Source organism: Bradyrhizobium sp. KZN70725 (assembly GCF_055264925.1).
This window is the reverse complement of record NZ_JBUYWT010000004.1, coordinates 199,786-218,154: the sequence shown is the minus strand read 5'-3', so window position 1 is coordinate 218,154 and position 18,369 is coordinate 199,786. Positions and strand designations below refer to the sequence as shown.

16 protein-coding genes are annotated in these 18,369 nt (G+C 65.3%); 3 read left to right on the top strand and 13 right to left on the bottom strand.

Annotated elements, in window-relative coordinates:
- Nucleotide 1: 1 nt before the first annotated feature.
- Complete coding sequence (locus ACZBJS_RS05890; RefSeq protein WP_463438511.1) at nt 2-2,182, bottom strand: bi-domain-containing oxidoreductase; 2,181 nt, start codon at nt 2,180-2,182, stop codon at nt 2-4.
- A gap of 111 nt (nt 2,183-2,293) precedes the next feature.
- Entirely contained in the window at nt 2,294-3,544 is a 1,251-nt protein-coding gene (locus tag ACZBJS_RS05885) for a glycosyl hydrolase (protein WP_463438510.1), read from the bottom strand.
- 117 nt (nt 3,545-3,661) lie between these two features.
- Between ACZBJS_RS05885 and ACZBJS_RS05880 the strand changes: the two genes are divergently transcribed.
- The 3 genes from ACZBJS_RS05880 (at nt 3,662) to ACZBJS_RS05870 (ending at nt 7,071) form a co-directional block, all read left to right on the top strand.
- Nucleotides 3,662-4,954, top strand: coding sequence for a glycosyltransferase family 4 protein (locus ACZBJS_RS05880; protein WP_463438509.1), 1,293 nt, complete (start codon nt 3,662-3,664; stop codon nt 4,952-4,954).
- A gap of 78 nt (nt 4,955-5,032) precedes the next feature.
- Nucleotides 5,033-6,343: a nucleotide sugar dehydrogenase gene (locus tag ACZBJS_RS05875; protein WP_018270697.1), complete on the top strand. Its 1,311-nt coding sequence runs from the start codon at nt 5,033-5,035 to the stop codon at nt 6,341-6,343.
- 8 nt (nt 6,344-6,351) lie between these two features.
- A complete protein-coding gene (locus tag ACZBJS_RS05870; protein ID WP_463438508.1) occupies nt 6,352-7,071 on the top strand; it encodes a class I SAM-dependent methyltransferase in 720 nt (239 codons plus the stop codon).
- Nucleotides 7,072-7,092: 21 nt separating this feature from the next.
- Here ACZBJS_RS05870 and ACZBJS_RS05865 read toward each other — a convergent pair whose 3' ends face one another.
- From ACZBJS_RS05865 to ACZBJS_RS05815, 11 genes are all read right to left on the bottom strand, one after another.
- Nucleotides 7,093-7,764 carry a class I SAM-dependent methyltransferase gene (locus ACZBJS_RS05865; protein WP_463438507.1) on the bottom strand — a complete coding sequence of 224 codons (672 nt, stop codon included), beginning with the start codon at nt 7,762-7,764 and terminating at the stop codon, nt 7,093-7,095.
- A gap of 85 nt (nt 7,765-7,849) precedes the next feature.
- A complete protein-coding gene (locus ACZBJS_RS05860; RefSeq protein WP_057020219.1) occupies nt 7,850-8,476 on the bottom strand; it encodes a class I SAM-dependent methyltransferase in 627 nt (208 codons plus the stop codon).
- Nucleotides 8,473-9,792, bottom strand: coding sequence for an MATE family efflux transporter (locus ACZBJS_RS05855; RefSeq protein ID WP_076833229.1), 1,320 nt, complete (start codon nt 9,790-9,792; stop codon nt 8,473-8,475). The genes ACZBJS_RS05860 and ACZBJS_RS05855 overlap by 4 nt, the downstream gene beginning before the upstream one ends.
- Nucleotides 9,789-11,081, bottom strand: coding sequence for an O-antigen ligase family protein (locus ACZBJS_RS05850; RefSeq protein ID WP_463438506.1), 1,293 nt, complete (start codon nt 11,079-11,081; stop codon nt 9,789-9,791). The genes ACZBJS_RS05855 and ACZBJS_RS05850 overlap by 4 nt, the downstream gene beginning before the upstream one ends.
- Nucleotides 11,078-12,193 carry a glycosyltransferase family 4 protein gene (locus tag ACZBJS_RS05845; RefSeq protein ID WP_168856477.1) on the bottom strand — a complete coding sequence of 372 codons (1,116 nt, stop codon included), beginning with the start codon at nt 12,191-12,193 and terminating at the stop codon, nt 11,078-11,080. The genes ACZBJS_RS05850 and ACZBJS_RS05845 overlap by 4 nt, the downstream gene beginning before the upstream one ends.
- A gap of 3 nt (nt 12,194-12,196) precedes the next feature.
- The gene (locus ACZBJS_RS05840; RefSeq protein WP_463438505.1) at nt 12,197-12,955 is read right to left on the bottom strand and encodes a class I SAM-dependent methyltransferase; all 759 of its coding nucleotides are present in this window, start codon (nt 12,953-12,955) and stop codon (nt 12,197-12,199) included.
- On the bottom strand, nt 12,952-13,794 hold the full coding sequence (locus tag ACZBJS_RS05835) for a hypothetical protein (RefSeq protein WP_463438504.1): 843 nt from the start codon (nt 13,792-13,794) through the stop codon (nt 12,952-12,954). Before ACZBJS_RS05835 ends, ACZBJS_RS05840 begins: the two co-directional genes overlap by 4 nt.
- Nucleotides 13,778-16,051: a polysaccharide biosynthesis tyrosine autokinase gene (locus ACZBJS_RS05830; protein WP_463438503.1), complete on the bottom strand. Its 2,274-nt coding sequence runs from the start codon at nt 16,049-16,051 to the stop codon at nt 13,778-13,780. The genes ACZBJS_RS05835 and ACZBJS_RS05830 overlap by 17 nt, the downstream gene beginning before the upstream one ends.
- 129 nt (nt 16,052-16,180) lie before the next feature.
- On the bottom strand, nt 16,181-16,840 hold the full coding sequence (locus ACZBJS_RS05825) for a hypothetical protein (RefSeq protein ID WP_463438502.1): 660 nt from the start codon (nt 16,838-16,840) through the stop codon (nt 16,181-16,183).
- Between the two features lie 58 nt (nt 16,841-16,898).
- Nucleotides 16,899-17,381, bottom strand: coding sequence for an O-antigen ligase family protein (locus ACZBJS_RS05820; RefSeq protein ID WP_463438547.1), 483 nt, complete (start codon nt 17,379-17,381; stop codon nt 16,899-16,901).
- Nucleotides 17,378-18,346, bottom strand: coding sequence for a hypothetical protein (locus ACZBJS_RS05815; RefSeq protein ID WP_463438501.1), 969 nt, complete (start codon nt 18,344-18,346; stop codon nt 17,378-17,380). The genes ACZBJS_RS05820 and ACZBJS_RS05815 overlap by 4 nt, the downstream gene beginning before the upstream one ends.
- Between the last annotated feature and the right edge of the window lie 23 nt (nt 18,347-18,369).

The window sequence follows — 18,369 nt, the reverse complement described above, 5'->3', positions numbered from 1 at the left end:
CTCACGCCGTCGAGGCGCGCGCGACGCCCTGTTCTGCCGCGCCGGCCGTCAGATCGATCGGCATCCCGGCGGCCGCGCTTTCCTGCACGGCAAGCGTTGCGCGCGTGGTCGCCAGCAGCCCGTCGAGCGCAATCGGCATCGCGGCTCCCGATGCGACCGCGGCGATGAAGGCATCCAGCATCGGCCGCTGGCCCTTGTCGAGCCGCGCCGTCTTCGCCGTGCGCTGTCCGGCGTGCCAGACCTCGAAGCCCGAGAAATTGTCGAAGGCGGCAAAACCCGTGCTTGCCGATATCTCGAGCGCTTCCTTCGGCACCCGCGGATCGCCGCCGGTGAGATAGCTGAGACTCGCGACCGAACCGTCGGCAAAATCGAAGGTGGCGACGAGATTGTCGACATCCTTGCCCGCCGTGCTCGCGGAGACACGCACCGGCTCGGCGCCGAGCCACCAGCACAACACGTCGATGAAATGGCCGCCCTCGCCGACGAAGCGGCTGCCTTCGCTATCGGCCTGCAGATACCAGGACGATTTCTCCAGCGGCCCGGCGATGACGCGATATTGCAGGGTCTGCGGTCCTGCCTGCGCGAACGCCGCGCGCATGCCCTGCAGCAGCGGCGAAAAGCGGCGGTTGAAGCCGACCATCAGCCGGCTGTTGCCGGTTTCCCGGATCACCTGCTCCAATCGATCGAGCGAGCTTGTATCGATCGCCAAGGGCTTCTCGACAAACACCGCCTTGCCGGCGCGCAGCGCCTGCGTCGCGAGGTCGGCATGGGAGGCATGGCGCGTTGCGATCAGCACGGCATCGATGTCGTCGGCGCCGAGCACCGAGGCCGCATCCGTCGAGGCACGCGCGAAGCCGAACTTGCGGACCGCCGTGGCGCCGCTCAGGCCGGTATTGGTGGCGACCTCGACGAGATCGACGCGCTGGTTGCTCGCAAGCTGCGGCAACAGCATGCTGGAGGCATAATTGCCGGCGCCGATGACGCCGAGCCGCACCCGGCCGCTGCGCAGGGCAACCGCCGGACGATAGGTCATCTGCATCGCGCGGGGAGCGGCGTCCGGATAGGCGAACACCATGCCGAGACCGACCTCGCCACGGCTCATGCGCTCGAACGCCGACGTCGCCTGCTCCAGCGGCACCGTTTCGGATATCAGCGAGGAAAAATCGAGCCGCCCGTCGGCGAGCAGCGCGACGATCGCCTCCATATTGCGCTTCTCGGTCCAGCGCACATGACCGATCGGATAGTCGATGCCGCCCTCCTCATAGAGCGGATCGTAGCGGCCGGGGCCGTAGGAGCGCGAGAAGCGCACGTCGAGCTCCTTGTCGTAGAATTCGCTCCACGGCAGGTTCAGCGTGCATTTGCCGATATCGACAATGCGGCCGCGGTCGCGCAGCAGCGCCGCCGAACGCGACGCGAGATCGGGATCGTCGCTGCCTGCGGTGATGAACACGCAATCGACGCCGTTGCCTGCGGTCAGCTGGTCGATCCGGGCGCGGAATTCGGCCGCGGCATCATCCGATGCGACGGCACAGACCGCGGCGCCAGCAGCCTCCGCCTGCCGGCATCGCGCCTCCAGCCTGTCGAGCCCGACGACCACGACACCGGCGCTGCGCAGCAGCCGCACCATGATCTGGCCGATCAGGCCAAGGCCGATCACGCAGGCGGTCTCGCCGAAACGGATCTCCGACTGGCGCATCGCCTGCAGCGCGATCGAGGCGATCGTGGTGAATGCGGCCTGGTCCAGCGCAGCGCTGTCCGGCAGCGGCACGCAGAGGTTCACCGGCACCCAATTATATTCGGCGTGGGTTGCATATTGATTGCCGCCGCAGCAGACACGCTGTCCGACCGAGAAGCCGCCGACGCCCTCGCCCACTTCCACGACGGTGCCCGACAGCGAGTAGCCGAGCGGCGTGTAGGAATCGAGGCGGTTCATCACCTTCTGATAGGTCGCAAGCAACCCCTGCTGACGGACCGAGCTCACCACCTTGGCCACCTGGTCGGGTCGCGCGCGCGCCTTGCCGAGCAGCGACAGGCGGCCTTCGGTGAACTTCATCATCTCGGTGCCGGTCGACACCGCCGAGAACGCCGTGCGCACCAAAACCCCGCCGGGGCGGCAGCGCGGCGCCGGCACATCGATCAGCTTGAGCTCGCCGCTCTTATAGTTCTGCGCGATCTGCTTCACGGTCGGTCAATCGCCTCAAGTTAACAGCGCTCCTTGTATCGCGCCTGCCGCCCGCAATGAAGCCAGGATCATCGTCATAATTGTCTCATTGCCGGAGACTTAACATTGTTATCATTCCAGCAACAGGACCGGTTTTGGCGAGATCTCGACCTCGCCGTTGGCGACAGGCCCTTCGCCGCCGTCGAGGCCCTGGTAAAGGCTGAAGCGCGGGTCGACCCGATAAACGGACCGGCCTTTGGTGGTCCAGAGGATCAAGCCGTTGCGGCCATCCGGCATGCGAAGCTCGACGCGCCAGGTCGACGGCGACGTCCTGCCTGCCGCCACGACGCTTGCACCGACCAACCAGGACTGGATCGTGCGGTAGGCAATTCCGCTCGGAAGCAGCCCGCGCGCCGGGTCCCATAATTTTCCAAAGTCGCTGCCGCCTCCGGCAAACTCGTACCAATAGAACCGGTCGACGCCGCTGATCCATTTCAGGATGTAGGCGCGCGCCAGACACCCGTCCGGATTGTCCTCATAGGACGACCAGCCGGCCTCGGTGTCCCAGATCGGCCTCGCGGACAGGTCGTGCGCGGCAAAAATTTTCCTGAAGCGCGCAATGATTCCAATCACCGCCTCGGGTTCGCTCGTATAGCCGTGAAAGGCGAACACATCGGCATATTGTCCGCCGCCTTGCGCCATGAAGGCCTGTTGCCAGCGATATCCGTCCGGCGTGCCGTTGGACGGCGGTGTCAGCACGGTCAAGGTGGGATCGCTAGCTTTAATGATCTCGTAGGCCCGCTTCTGCAGCTGGACCATGGTCGCGATATCGCCCGAGTAATATTTGGGATCCTCGGGCTCGTTCCAGATTTCCCAGTATTTGATGCGGCCGGCGGCGCGCGCCACGGCCGCGCGCACCCAGTCGTCCCATGACGCGAGATCGGCCGGCGGTGAGCTTGCACCGGGCGTGAACGCCGGCGGCGCATCCTTCACCGACGCGGCCCAGCGCGGCGTATAGGCGAGATTGAGAACGATCTCGACGTGTTCTCGCTCGGCCGCCGCCAGGATGGCATCGAAGCGCGCCCAATTGTAGATGCCGGGCGCCGGGTTGATCTGTGCCCAGTAGATCGCGCCCCATAGCCGAACGCCGTCGAATTTGAGCTCCGGCCAGGGCTGCGACTTTGGCTGCGACTGCCCGATTTCGTTGATCGTCATGCCGAACAGCGCCGGCGGGATCACCGCATTCACGCGGCTCGCACTCAGCGCATCGCTTGACGTCGAACCATTCCACTGCAGCGGCCATTTGTAGGCCAGCGGCAGCACCGCGCTCAAAACCAGCGCAATCAATGCCCGTTGGCCCCAATCCCTCACTCTGCCTGCCATGTCCCTGTCTCGTCGCCGTCACATCGGTGCCGGGATTGCATAGTGGAAGCCGCGCATGTTAATGCCGATGTTAGTCGGATTGTGATGTTGTTAGGTCAATGGTATAGATCATCTCAGATGTCGAGAGCTGAACCATCACCGCGGCGGATCCTGTTCATCGTCGAGAACCTTCCGGTTCCTTTCGATCGCAGGGTGTGGTGCGAAGCAACGTCGCTGCGCAAGGCGGGCTATGAAGTTTCTGTGATCTGCCCGAAGGGGCGGGGTCATAACGAATCCTACGAATGCCTCGAGGACATTCACATTTATCGCCATCCGATGCCGGTGGAAGCGCGCGGGATCGCCGCCTACCTGATCGAATATCCGGTCGCGCTGTTCTGGGAAACGCTGCTCGCGATCAAGGTGGCGTGGAAGCACGGCTTCGACGTGATCCAGGGCTGCAATCCGCCCGACCTGATCTTCCTGATCGGCCTGTTGTTCAAACTCGGCGGCAAGCGCTTCGTGTTCGATCATCACGACGTCAATCCCGAGCTCTACGAGGCGAAATTCGGCCGCAGGGACTTCTTCTGGCAGCTGCTGCGGCTGGTCGAATATCTCACCTTCAAGACGGCGAGCATCTCGATCGCGACCAACGAATCCTATCGCGAGATCGCGATCACGCGCGGCGGTATGCCGGCCAGCCGGGTTTTCGTGGTGCGATCCGGCCCCAACCTCGACCGGGTGCGCTCGCGGCCGGCCGATCCGGCCTGGCGCCGTGGCCGGCGCTACAGCGTCGGCTATGTCGGCGTGATCGGCCAATCGGAAGGCATCGATCTTCTGCTGCAGTCGATCGGCCACATCGTGCACGATCTCGGCCGCACCGACATCCAGTTCAACATCGCTGGCACCGGGCCAGAGTGGAATGCCGTGGTCAAGCTCTGCGAGGAGATGCAGCTCTCCGACTACGTGAACTTCACCGGCGCCATCGCGGATGACGCGCTGTTCACGATGCTCTCGACCGCTGACGTCTGCGTCAATCCGGACCGCGTCACGCCGATGAACGACATCTCCACCATGAACAAGATCATGGAATACATGGCGCTCGGACGGCCGATCGTTCAGTTCGACGTTCGCGAAGGCCGCCGCTCGGCGCTCGACGCCTCGCTCTATTCCGCGAAGAACGATCCAAAGGATTTTGCCAGCAAGATCATCACGTTGATCGACGATCCGTCGTTGCGACAGACGATGGGGGCGTTTGGCCGCAATCGCGTCGAGCGCGCGCTCTCGTGGACACATGAGGAGCCGAAGCTGCTCGCGGCCTATGAGGCGTTGTTCGCCAGAAAGGTCCCCGCACCGCGCGCGCATGCACCCGCCGAGCGGCCGACCTCGCAACCTTCCAGCGCGAACGCAGCCTCCGGACGGGCATCGTCTTGAACGCGCAGCCGCCTCACTCACGTCAAACGCGACGCGGCTGCGGCCACACGCACGTCCTAGATTGTTGAAGGTCGAAGCATGAACGTCAGCATTTTCGGCCTCGGCTATGTCGGAACGGTGTGCGCCGCCTGCTTCACCGAGCTCGGCCACCAGATCATCGGCGTCGACAAGAGCGTTGCGAAGGTCGACCTGATCCGCGGAGGCAGGTCGCCGGTCGTCGAGCCGGGCATCTCGGACAAGGTGGCGCGCGCGGTGGCAACCGGTCAGCTGACCGCGACCACCGACGCCACCGAAGCGATCGTCAACAGCGACATATCGATGGTCTGCGTCGGCACACCCTCGTCCGGCAACGGCAACCTCGACCTGACCGCGATCCGACAGGTCGCGATCGAGATCGGCCGCGGACTGCGCGCCAAGAACGCGCCGCACACCGTGACGATCCGCTCCACCGTGCTGCCTGGCACCACCCGCGGCACCGTCGGGCCGCTGATCGAGGAAGCCTCCGGCAACAGGATCGGACGCGATTTCGACCTTGCGTTCAATCCCGAGTTCCTGCGCGAGGGCAGCGCGATTGCGGATTTCAACGCGCCGTCCAAGACCGTGGTCGGCGCTTTCAATCAGGAAACCGCCGACCGCGTCATGGCGCTCTACAAGGACCTGCCGGGCGCCAAGATCACGCCGCCGGTCGAGACCGCGGAACTGGTGAAATATGTCGACAACAGCTGGCATGCGCTCAAGGTCAGCTTTGCCAACGAGATCGGCACGATCGCGAAGACGCTCGGCATCGACGGGCGCGACGTCATGAACATCTTCATGCAGGACACAAGGCTCAACATCTCGCCGGCCTATTTGCGGCCAGGCTTTGCGTTCGGCGGCTCCTGCCTGCCCAAGGACGTCAAGGCGCTGAAACACCTTGCGCACAGCCGCGGACTGTCGACGCCGGTGCTCGAGAGCATCCTGCCGAGCAATGATATGATCATGTCGCGCGGCGCCGACTGGATCCTGTCGCATGAGGGCCGCCGCATCGCGTTCCTCGGCATCAGCTTCAAGGCCGGCACCGACGACGTCCGAGACAGTCCGTTCGTGAGGCTGGTGAAGAGCCTGCGCGGCGAACGGCGCGACATCCGGATCTACGACCCCAATGTGCAGCTGTCGCAACTGATCGGCGCCAACCGGGAATTCCTGATGCGCAATCCGGAGCTGGTCGGCCTGTTGAACGACGACGTGACGGCAACCATCGAGTGGGCCGACATTATCGTGCTGACGACGGCGGATCCGCGCTTCGTTGCGGCGCTGACGGCGACCCGTCCCGACCAGGTCGTGCTCGAACTGTCGGAGATCGGATTGCCCGAGCAGGTGCGCGCCAAAGTGAGCGGCTTCCACTGGTAGGGAATATCATGGCCACCATGGGCCGGACCCGCGAGCGACCCGAAATCCGCTTTCACGACGAGATTTCGTCGGGGTGGGAGACGCTGCATCAGAGCCGCACCTTCAGGGCGCGGACGGCCGCGATGTTCGGCCTGCTCGGGAACGCAGACCTCAATGGGCAGCGCTGGCTCGACGCCGGTTGCGGCACTGGAACGCTGTCCCGCCTGCTCGCCGGGCGCGGCTGCGACGTCACCGGCGTCGACGCCTCATCGGAGATGATTGCGGCGGCTCGCGGCCGCGGCGCCGACGGCACGCTCGCCGAACGGCTCACATTCCAGCAGATTCCGACCATCGCAAGCCTGCCGTTTCCCGATAGATCCTTCGACGGCGCGCTGTGCGCGAGCGTGCTGGAATATATTCCCGACGTGGCGCAGTGCCTCGCCGAGATGCATCGCGTGCTCATGCCCGGCGGGCTGTTGCTGCTCTCGATCCCAAACCGCGGATCGCTGCTGCGCCGGAGCTACAAGCTCGCGCATGCGGCCTCTTCACGCGTATCGGCGCGGCCGCTGTTTCGCTATCTCGCGTTCTCCAAATTCGACACCTCGCCGGCGGCCATGCAGGGTCTGCTTCGGCAACATGGCCTCACGATGCTGGGGAGCAGCTTTGCCGGCTCCCCGCTGCCGCCGGCGCTCGATCGCCAGCCCGCAGTGGGCACGCTGATCAACATCCTGGCCCGGCGCGACGATTGACGTGGCAGGCGGATAGCTGCCTCAGGCCTTGATCGCCATCAGCGATTTGGTCATGCCGAGATAGCGTTCGCGATAGATCTTCGCGTCCGGAAACGTTTCGGTCATCTCGCGCCAGTCGAACAGATGCCAGTCGGGCGCGGTGCGCTTGAACCAGAAGCGATTGAATCGCTCGATCAGCGCGATCTGCAGCCGCCTCGGCAGCAAGACGATGATGCCCGGCAGCCAGGTATGGCTTTCGATCGGAAAGTACCGGTACGGCGTCTGCACGTAGAAGGACTTTGCGACCCGCGAGATCTCGCCCGCAAAACGGCTCTGATGCGCGCGCGCGATGCTCTGAAACGCCGCTTCGTCCTCGATCGTCACGACATCCTGCTTCGGCCCGGTGACATGTTCGATCACCGACGAGCAGAAGCAGAAGTCGAACGCCTGATCGTCGAACGGCAGGCGCTCGGTCTCCCGGAGCAGGACCGTCTTGAATCCAAAGCGCTCGCGCGCGGCCTTCAAATCATCGGCAGATATGTCGCAGACCGTGATGTCGGTATGGCGCGGCAGGATCGCGCGAATGTGGCGGCCGGTGCCGCCGCCAAGATCGAGGATTTTCGCATCAAGCGGCAGGTTCACGGTGCGAACGAGGAATTCGCCGCGCCGCTGGCGCGCTGCATTGGAAAATCGGGCTTGAATCGCACCCAGCAAGGTCAGTCTCCTGCTACCGGTCGGTCCGGTCTAGCACGGCATGCGCGATCCCTCACGCTACGATGCATCGATTTTCCTGTCGCGCTCACTTGATGGCCTCGAAGAAGATCGACTCGTCCGGCCGGTTGTCGAGCCGGTCGATGTCGGGACAGACCCCCTCGCGATAGGCACGGGTGTAGGTTTCCGAACAGCCGGCGTTGCGGAATAGCGCGGCGAGCGAGGCGCGGGTAAAGCCCCAGTGATGCGCGAAGGCGGCCTCCTTGCGGCGATCGATCTCGAAAACGCCTTTGAGGAAAGCCAGCGGCGCCGCCGGATCGTAGAGCGCGACGATCCGCTCCATGTCGGGGACGACGATGCGACATACCCCGCCAGGCGCCAGCACCCGCGCGATCTCGCGCGCCAGCCGCTCGACCTCGTCGGGAAACAGGTGCTCGAAGACGTGCGCGCTGAACACCGCCGAGAGGCTGCGATCCGCGAACGGCAGCGGCTTGGTCAGGTTCATGTGGCGCAGTCCGGCAAACTTGCCTTGGCGATGCTCGGCATAGCGGGCATCGCTCAGCATGCCGGCGAGATGTAGCGCTTTCGCCGCGAACGGCACCCGCGCGATCCACAGGTGCATCGTGATGTCGGTATTGATCCAGCCGTCGATGCCGCAATTGAAGGCGCCGATATGCAGCTTTTCGAGCGAGCCGCCGCGCGCGTCGTCGGTCATGTCCGCTCCCGCGCCGAATTGGTCAGCACAACCGTGATCACCGACGCCGCGCTGGAGGCCACCATCGCCGCAACCGCGCCCATCACCTGCCAGGCCTCGGCTGCGAACGGCAGGACGCAGCACAGCGCGACGAGGCCGGCAATCCGGCTCAGCATGAACCGCTGCGGCTTGCCGGTCGCAAACAGCGGCAGAGCGAGGCCGAGCCACACCGCGTCGAGCGCCATCGCAGCGCCCATCAAGGCGAGGCTGCCGGTACCGATCTCATAGCTCTGTCCGTGGATGACAAGCGCCAGAATGCGCTGGCCGAGCAGCACGACCGCCGCCCCATAGGCCGCGGCGATCGATCCGAGCAACAGGGCATTTTCGCGCGCGGCAGCGGCGACCGCGCTGCGCCGGCCGGCGCGCAGTTCGGCCGCGATTTCCGGCAGGCGAACCGAGAACATCGTCGCGCAAAATTGGCTGAGCGGTGCGAACACCAACAGCAGGATTCGCAGCGACGCGCTCGCGTCCAGCCCGATCAGGAAGCCGCAGACCGGGATCAGCCCGATGCTGCCGATCCAGTAGGTGAGCGAGGTCGCGACGAACCAGCGCCCGTTCCGAAACAGCCGCCGCAGCGAGCCGCGGAAGATTCTGGCTTGCGGCCAGGCCAGCTCGCGGGTGTGGGCCAGCAGCAGGCTGCCGGCGAGCGCGGCCGAGATCGCGATACACGCCATCGCCGCGGCGGCGCCGGCGAGCTTGAGCGCGATCATCAGCCCGGCCGAGACGACCAGCGCCACGCAATAGGTCAGCGAGGACGCCAGCGCGCGCGGCAGTCGCCCGTCGAGATAGCAGATCCGGCGGAACATGCTCTGCAGCCGAACCGCCGGGATCGCGAGCCCGGTTGCGATCACGAGCCCGCCGGCGTCCCCGCCGACGGCTGCGATCACAAGCCCCGCACCCACCAGCAGCAGGCCGAGCGCACCCGAGACGAGCAGCGACGACAGATAGAGGCCGAGCCGCAGCTGCGGCCATAGCGACTTCGGGATGCGATGCGCGGTCGCCGGCAGCCCGTCGTCGAACAGGCCGCGCAGAAACACCGCCTCGATCAGGATCGAGAATGCCCAGGCGACGCTGAACCTGCCGAATGAATTGATGTCGAGCACGTTGGCGAGCACGATCGTCAGCACGAAGGCAGACCCGCTCAGCAGCGCCTGATCGATCAGGCCAAGCGCGACATTGCCCCCGGCATGCCGCAGCCGGCGAAGCAATCCGCTCATGGCACCGGCGACCCGGGTCTGAGCCGCCGCCCGGTCCAGCCTGTTGGTCAACGCACTCACGCCTCACTCACCCGCAATCTGTTGAATGTCCGCCGCGGCGCCATCTGCAGCCTGGCCTCCGGGCCGAAATAGCACCAGAACACCAGCACGCAGCCGAAATAATTGTGCAGCAGCTGGCTGGAGTCATTGGCCGACGCGATCACGACGAACAGCAGCATCGCGAATGGTGCCATGCAGTACATCCCTCTCCGCTCGAACGCGAAGACGATGCTGTTCCACAATGCGCGCGCCAGCAGCAGCATATAGAGCGCACCGCCGAGTAGGCCGAACTGGAGAAAGGCGTCAAGATAGGAATTCTCGAACGAGCCGAACTCGGTATTCCACGGCGCCATGCTCGTCAGCTCGTTCACCGGCGAATTCGGCAGTTCGTTGAAGAATCCCGAAAACCCGTAGCCGAGCCAGGGGTGCTGCCAGAAGAAGTGCGGCCAGACCGACCAGAGGAACGAGCGGCCGGTCAGGTTTCCGCTGCGGCCCACCAGCCCGTACAACTCGTCGCTCGGCAGGGCGAACACGACAAGCGCAACAAGAGCGAGGCCAAGCCAATAGATCGAGGCAGCCCCCCTGTGCCCGAGCACCACGAGCACGAGCCCGAAGGTCACGGCAAGCGCCGTCAACATGCTGATCAGCGGACCTGCGGCGCCGGCCGCGGCGAGCGCAAAAAGATGAAATCCCATCAGCAGCAGCGTCCAGCCGAACTGGCGGCGCGGTCCTGCCAGCATGCGCACGAAGCAGATCAGCACCATGAGACCGAAGAATGCGCCCGCGAGGTTCTTGTGACCGAACACGCCGGCATAGGCCTGGGTTCCGAGCACCGTCGGCCGATGCAGCGGGTCGTAATCCCATTGCGAGCCGATCACCGGAAACAGCAGGACGTGAACGATCAGCACCACGATCCCGATCCGGAACAGCGCATCGACGAGACGATCGACCGGGCAGCTGATCACGACCCACGCCGAGAACATCGTGGTCAACAGATACATCGCGAACTTGATCGACGAGCCGGCGGGGTCGGCGCTCAGCGCCAGTGATACCAGGGCGAAGGCGATGAACGTCAGATAGAGATGCGACTGCAGCATCAGCAGGCCGAAGCGCTTCCGATCGATTGCAATGTGCAGCACCAGGAGGATGTAGAGCAGCAGCCAGGCGCCGCGGAACAGCGTGGATTCCCCGGCCCTTTCCGCGAACGAGATGCCCTCGATGAAATTGAACAGGAAATAGATGCAGCCGAGCACCATCACCAGATAGGCGTGCAGAAAGACATCGGTTCGCAGCCACCATCTGCCAATCATTGCACGGCCTCCTGCCGGGCCGGAGCCCTCAAGAGATGATCGACCGCGGCCGCAAAACGCGCCGCGGCGTCGGCAAGCGCATCGCGTCGCACGCTCTGCCGCGCCTGCCGCGACATCGCCTCCCAGCGCGCGGGATGTTCGAGCAAGCTGCGCGCCGCGTCGACCCAAACCTGTTCATCGAGCGCGCAAACATAGCCGTTATCTCGGTCGCAAACCAACTCGCCGCCTGCCCCGACATGGGGCGATACCAGGCAGGGAACCCCGCACTGCAGGGCCTCGTTGCACACCAGGCCCCACGGTTCTAGCAGTGAAGGCAGCAGCAACAGCCGCGACTGCAGAAAAGCGTCCGATATCGCCTGCCACGGCAGATAGCGGTCGTGGCTGACATCGATGCCGGCACCGCCGAGCCGCGCCAGCATGCGCCGCTCGGCTGCACCCGACCCGACCACGCGCACCTTCAGTCCGGGCACGATCCGGCCAAGCGCGATCGCGACGTTCTCGAAGAAGATCGCGTTCTTGGCGTCGTCATTGAGGCGGGCGCACCACAGCAGATGAAATGGACGGTCGTCGAATGCCGGCACAATCGCCGGCGGATCCCATGCCGGCACCAACGGCACCACGAACAGATCGTCGGCGCGAACGCCTTCGCCGCGGAAATACGCCCTGCCCTTGTCGCTGCAACACACCACTGCGTCGCACTGGCGCAGCAGCCAGGGTCGCGCCAGACGGTGATAGGCGGTGTTGGGCATCGTCTCGCGCCAGCCGTCGATCGTCAGCGCGAGCGCCTTGCCGTTGGCGCGCGCCCATGCCGCGCCCGCCAGCATCGAGGGATAAAGACCGTTCACGAACAGCAGGTCGGGCGCGAGCGCATTCAAGGCGCGCCCGACCCCGATATTGACATGGGTGTGACGCGACCGCGACAGCGGGATCGATACACCCGGCACCGTGCGCGTGATGTAGCGCGTCGTGAACGAGCCGGCCCAGGAGCGATCGGCCTCCTGCTGTGTACAGGACAGCACGGCGAGATCCAGCCCGCGGCTGGCCAGCTCGTTGTAGAGACGGTTGGTGTAGGGTGTGATCATGTTGTTGAAGACGACCACGCGCGGCGCCATGGCTTACCGGTCCCGCGGCAGCGCCTGCGCCTCGTCACGCCGGCAGAGCGCCCCGCAATGATAGGTCGCAAGCCTGGTCGCGAACGCCGGGCCGACCGACAACAGCGACTTCCGCACAATGCTTTTGGCGAGCCCCTTCACCCGCGACGAATGGAACGCATGAACCGGCAGGCTGTGATCATAGGTGCCGAAGCCGGTGACGCGGAGCCCGGCCGTCTCCAGCACCAGGCGGAACGTGTCGGGCGTGTAGAAATTGATATGGCCGATGTCGAGCGTCGATTGCAACGCCCGGCGATTGGTCCGCGCGTGCAGCTCGCACGGCACCTCGACATAGACAAAGGTCCGCGCGACCCGGGCGAGCTCGTGCAGGAATGCGCGCGGTTCGGGCACGTGCTCCAGGACGTGGCTGGCATAGACGAGGTCGAACGATCCGTCGGCGAACGGGATCGTCACGCCGTCATAGCTGGACCAGCGGAACGGAGCCGAAGCGGCGCCGTCGATCTCCAGATTGGTCGCGGGATCGATCACGTCGATGCCGGTGAAGTCGCGGCCAACGCCGATCGCCGACAGCCGCGCCAGCACGGCGCCGGTGCCGCAGCCGACCTCGAGCACATTGCCGACCTTCGCGACGGCTGCGCCAAGCAAGCCGGCGATATGGTCGGCCTTGTCGACCGCGCAGACGCGGCGCCAGTCGCGCTCCTGCGCCGAATAGACGCCCTCATAATGCGCGTTGTGCTGTCCGATGCAAAATTCCATCGTCATGGCCTAGCGCTCGCCTCCGGCGGCATTCGGGCAAGCTCGTCGAGGCGGTCGTTCGATTTGTGCTCCCAATTGCGCCGCTCCGCCGGCGAGCGGCGGTCGAGATCGTACCCGATGTCAGCCATGGTGCGGGTCAGGATATCGACGTTACGTTGCGGGACAGCTGCGAGGCCAGCGAGCAACTTGTCGCGGTGCGCCCAGCCCGGTCCCTTCAGGAGATCGATTGCCTCGGTGTACAGTTCGGTCTTCACGAGACGCGCGAACTCGGCAATCACGTCGGAAGAAAGGTCAGGCGGCAGCGCGTCGAACATTGCGAGCGCCATCGCGCTGCGCTTGACCACGATCCAGCCCTCGTTGGGTCCGAGCCGGTACGACATCCGCAGCAGGTCGAAATTGGCGTCGCTCAAGCCCTGCCGTATATTGCGAAGCCAGAACAGCACGAGCCAGAGATAGGGATCGGCCGGCGCGCAGCCGAGCGATTTGCGGACAGCTTCGTCAAGCTCGCCCATCCGGGCGTCGACCTGCTCGCCGGATGCGAGCGCGTTCTCGGCGAGCCGCAGCCGGATCACCGCCGCGCTGCGATCGATGGCCGGCATGCAATCCTTCTCCGCCACGGCGCGCGACAGCAGCAGACCGAGTTTGTCGAGCTCGGCGTCGCTGACCGGTACGTTGCGAAGGATCAGGTCCTTTGCGCCGTCGAGTCGGGTCTGGTCGACAAAGTCCGGCAAGGTGGTCGTGCCCCAGGCGACGGACGAGCACGCGACCGCGGCCAGCAAGCCGCGCGCAAGCCAGGCGGCTGCGCGCCCGGGCAACCCGCCGTGCGTCTCACTCGGTGTAGCCATATCGCCCATAGTGCGAGTTGTAATAGTAGTTCTTGCCGCCATAGCCGCTATAGCGGCTCATCGCGGCGATATCGGCCTTGTTGAGCACGACGCCGAGCAGGTTCTCGTTGACCGCTCGCGCACTGCGCAGCGCACGCTCGACCACCTGCACCTGGGTCTTGCCCCATTCCACGATGAAGACGAAGGAATCGACGAAGTGCGCGGTGATGCGGACATCGACCACCGGCGTGAGCGGCGGGAAATCGACGATCACGTAGTCATAATGGCTGCGGGCCCCGTCGATGAAATCCCTCATCTGGTCGGAGGCCAGCACTTCGTGCGAATGGGCGATGCGCGATCGCGTGGCGCCAGGCAGGAAGGCGAGGCCGGTCTCGGGATCGCGCCAGAGCGTGTCCTGCAAGGTCGCATTGTTCGACAGCACGTCGAGGATGCCGCGCTCGGCAGTCGCGGCGACCTTGCGGCTGAGCGATGGATTGCGCAGATCGCAATCGATCAGGAGCACGCGGGCCCCGCTCTGGGCAACTAGTTGCGCAAACACGAAGGCCAGCGTCGACTTGCCCTCGTTGGGCAGCGCCGAGGTCAGCCCGAGGATCTTCGACGGCTTGGTGACGTTGAGGTCGGCATTGACCTTGATCGAGCGGATCGCTTCCGAGAACCGCGAGAACGGCGAATCGATCGCCGCCCACAGCACCGGCTCGTCGCCGCGCCGGATCGTGCGCGGACCGATCGGCAGATTGGGACGACTGGCGACCGGCGCCTTGATCTGGCCCGGCGAGACGCGGGGAACGATGGCGACGCAGTCGGCCTCGAGGATCGTCTCGACCATTTCAGCGGTGCGGAACACCCGGTCATAGAGGTCGCGCAACACGCCGAGCCCGAGCCCGGCGATCAGGCCGCCGAGCGCCGAGAGCGCGAGCACGACCAAGGTCTGCGGATGGCTCTTGCTGAGCGGACGCGAAGCGCGGGTGATCACCCGCGCCTCGCTGACCGGGAACGACTGCTGCTGCACGTTTTCCATGTAGCGCTGCAGGAAATTGTCGTAGAGCGAGCGATAGGTCTGCGCCGAGCTCTCGAGCTCGCGCAGCGTGACCTGCGCCTGGTTGGTCGACTGCGACTGCGATACCGAGTCGTTCACGGCGCGCTCGATCTCGTTCTGGCGCTGCTGGGCGATCGCATAGTCGCTCTTGTAGCTTTCGGCGAGCCGCTTCAGTTCATCGATGATCGACGACTGGATCTCGCGCATCTGGTTGCGCAGGTTGACGGCGGCCAGGTGATTGTAGCCGTAGCGCGACGACCAGTCGGCCTCGCGGTTGGCAAGCTCGAGATATTGCGAGCGCAGCTTGGTGATGACCTGGTTGTTCAGGGTATCGGCCACCGTCGCATCGGGGACGCCTCCCTTCACCACCGCCTCGATGCGGTCGAGCTTGGCCTTGGCGTCGGTGACCTGCGACTTCACCTGGAGCAGCTGGGTGTTGAGCTCGCCGAGCTGCTGCTCGTTGAGCAGCTTGCCGCTGGAGGTGACGATGTTGTTGGTCTTCTTGTAGTCGAGCACCGCGCGCTCGGCGTTGGATGCCTGCGTGCGCAGCTCCTGGATGCGGTCCTGCAGCCAGACACTGGCGCGGCGCGTCGCCTGATATTTGGAATCGAGCTGATCGACGATATAGGCGTCGGCGACGGCGTTCGCGATCTGCGCCGCGCGCTCGGGATCGAGCGAGCGGAAGCTGACCTCGATCACATAGGTCATGCCGCGGCGGCGGACGTCGAGCTGCTTCTGGAACGTGCGGACCGCGCGCCGGGTCCGGTCGAATTCGGTGGGCGGCGCCCCGCCGGCGAGCAGGCCGGACACGAAATCGAGCACGGCTCCTACCGCGCCGGCCCTGGAGCCGACGAATTCCGGATCCTCGTTGAGCTTGAGGTCGCGGATCACCGCGAGCGCCACATTCTCCGACTTCAGGATTTCGACCTGGCTCTCGACCGCGGCGGAATCGACCGGGGCCTCGCTCACCGGCGATTGCTGCTGGAAGGCCTGGAATTTGCGCGTGTCGATGATCATCGTGGCAAGCGCCGTATAGCTCGGCGCCGCCGTCGCCAGGTAGCAGATGCCGCTGAACAGGCAGATCGCGGCGGTCCCGAGGATGACCCAGTATTGCCGGAGCAGATAGGTGACGAAGGCGTCGAAGGTTTCCGCCAGCGACGGCAATTCAGCCGGACGATTTCTCAGATCGACAGACGGCGAAATCTGGTTGCGCTGAAGCATCTCGTCCTATCGTCGCGCCGGCAGGATCGATCCTGCCCTCGCGCCCTCCAATGATCCTGGGAAGCGTCCCGCCGCCGACACCGAAGCGCGTTGCTGCAGAAAGTTCTCCATTGGCGATCGGACGTCCGCTCAGGGGGTAACTGTTGAAATGAGTGTGGTGCCCGTGGCCGTACCGGTCGTCGTGCTGCCCGAACTGCTGACCGACGAGGTGAAGCTGAAGATGCCGGTGTTCACGCTGTTGCCGTCGATGGCCTCTAGCGTGCCGCCGCCGGCGCCGCTGGCGCCCAGCGCGCTGGTCTGGCCGCCGGATGCGCCGGCGCTGCCCGCGCCGCCGGCGCCGGTCGCCGCGGTGCCGCTGTCACCCGATGCAGCAGCAAACGCCATCACGGTGTCGAGATCCTTGGTGTCGGCAATCGCCTGCTGGATGCGCGTCGCGTAGGGCTGGTTGCTGCGCACCACGATGCGCGCGGCCTGGGCGAGGCCGGCAGCGATCGCCGTCTTCTGGTCCTTGCTTGCCTTGGCGAGCAGCGCAATCAGCGGATCGAGCGATGTCGGATCGTTGAGGGCGAAGTCGCGCGCCCGCGAGGTCAACTCCACGCCTGCATTCGGATACTGGGTCAGCAACTGCTCGGGATTGGCCTTGAAATTGGTGACCGCCTGGGACAGCTGGATAAGCCCGCCAGGTGTCTCCGCCAGCGCCGCGCCACCGGGTGTCGCGAGCACCAACATCACCACCAACGTCGCGAGGCGCGGGGCGGAAAAGCCGCCGGATCGCTCAAATGTGAACACAGCTATCTCCCTAACGAATACTAACAGTTCGTTAGCATAGTCAGAGTTATCGCGCCAATTAAATAGCCGCGCCGGCCGCGGCCGGGCCGTGGCGCGCGAAATCAGCGTTAACCGGCAGCCCGACCGTAACACTGGCGTCACGGTCGGAGCCGCCACCGCCGGCGCCCCGGCCGGAGCGGAAGGATTGCGACAGGCCTGCCCCGAGCAAGGCCGCGATAACAACGGCATAGCCGGTGATCTGGAGCGAGAAATCGATCATCGAATGGAGTGCGCCGGCGACCGACGCGCAGAGCGCCGCGAGCGGCACGATCACGTCGCGGCGACGGGTCCGCACGCCATGCGCGAGCACGACGAACGCCGCGAGCAGCGCGATCATGGCGGCGCCGGCCATTAACATTCCGCCGTCGGACGCCAGTTCGAGCCAGCTGTTGTGTGCCCGGTTCCAAGTCCCGCGCAGCGAGATGTCGTCGGTGCGATAGGCCGGATAAACCCATTCGAAGGTCCCGAAACCATCGCCGAGCCACGGGTGATCCCAGATCATCCGCAACGTTGCGCGATAGGTCGAGAACCGTCCCTCATCGGACAGGCCCATCGTGCTGAAGCGCGCGCCATGCCGCAGCGGCGCGGCACCCGGTTGCGAAAAAAGATCGCGACAGCCGCGACCGCGGCGAGCAGCGAGACCCCGACGCCGCCGCGCGAGCCGGTCAGAAACATCGCCAGCAGGCAAGCGAGCCAGCCGAACGCATGGCCGGCGAGCCGGCGCCGCGCCGGCATATCGAGGCGCGCGAGCAGCCGTGACAGGCCGGCACGGCGCGGCGGCCAATGCCGCTCGATCAGCTCGCAGCCGAACAACAGCCAGATCAGCGCACAGCAACCGTAATAGATGCCGGCAGTGTTGCGATTGACGAAGGGAGATGTCAGCCACGCCAGGTGCGCCTGCTTCTCGTGCAGCAGGTAGATCCGGGTGGGATCGATCACGAAAGTGATGATGCCGCAGATCGCATAGACCAGCCCCGCCGCGGCCACCGCCCGCAACAGCCCCCGCGCCAGTCTGCGGTTGGCACCGAGCACGACGCCGATGGCGAAGCTGAGCAGGCAAACGATTCCGACGCCGATCGAATAGAACGGCTGACCGCGCGCGATCGACACGGCCGGCGGCAGCTCGGCAGGCAGCAATCTGCCGGCCTGCGCCCACAACGCGTTCGGCGCCGCACCCGACCAGGGCCGGACGACCGACTGCTCGTGCAGCACCAGCATGGCAAGCGCCGTCAACAACGCCGTCACGGCGAGGATCATGAGCTGACTGCCGCGCAGGCGCATCGGTAACACCCCGAGCAGTGCAATCCCGAGCAGGATCGACCAGATCGCGGGCGCAACCGTACCGACCGAGCCGAGCGGCAGCGGCGCCAAAGCGACGACGGCGCAGAACAGCCACGATGACCAGCGCACCGGCCACGGCAATGCCGTCGCCTCGCTTGAGCCGGAAGCTAATCGCAAACGTGTCATGAAGCCGGCCGTACCGGCTCACG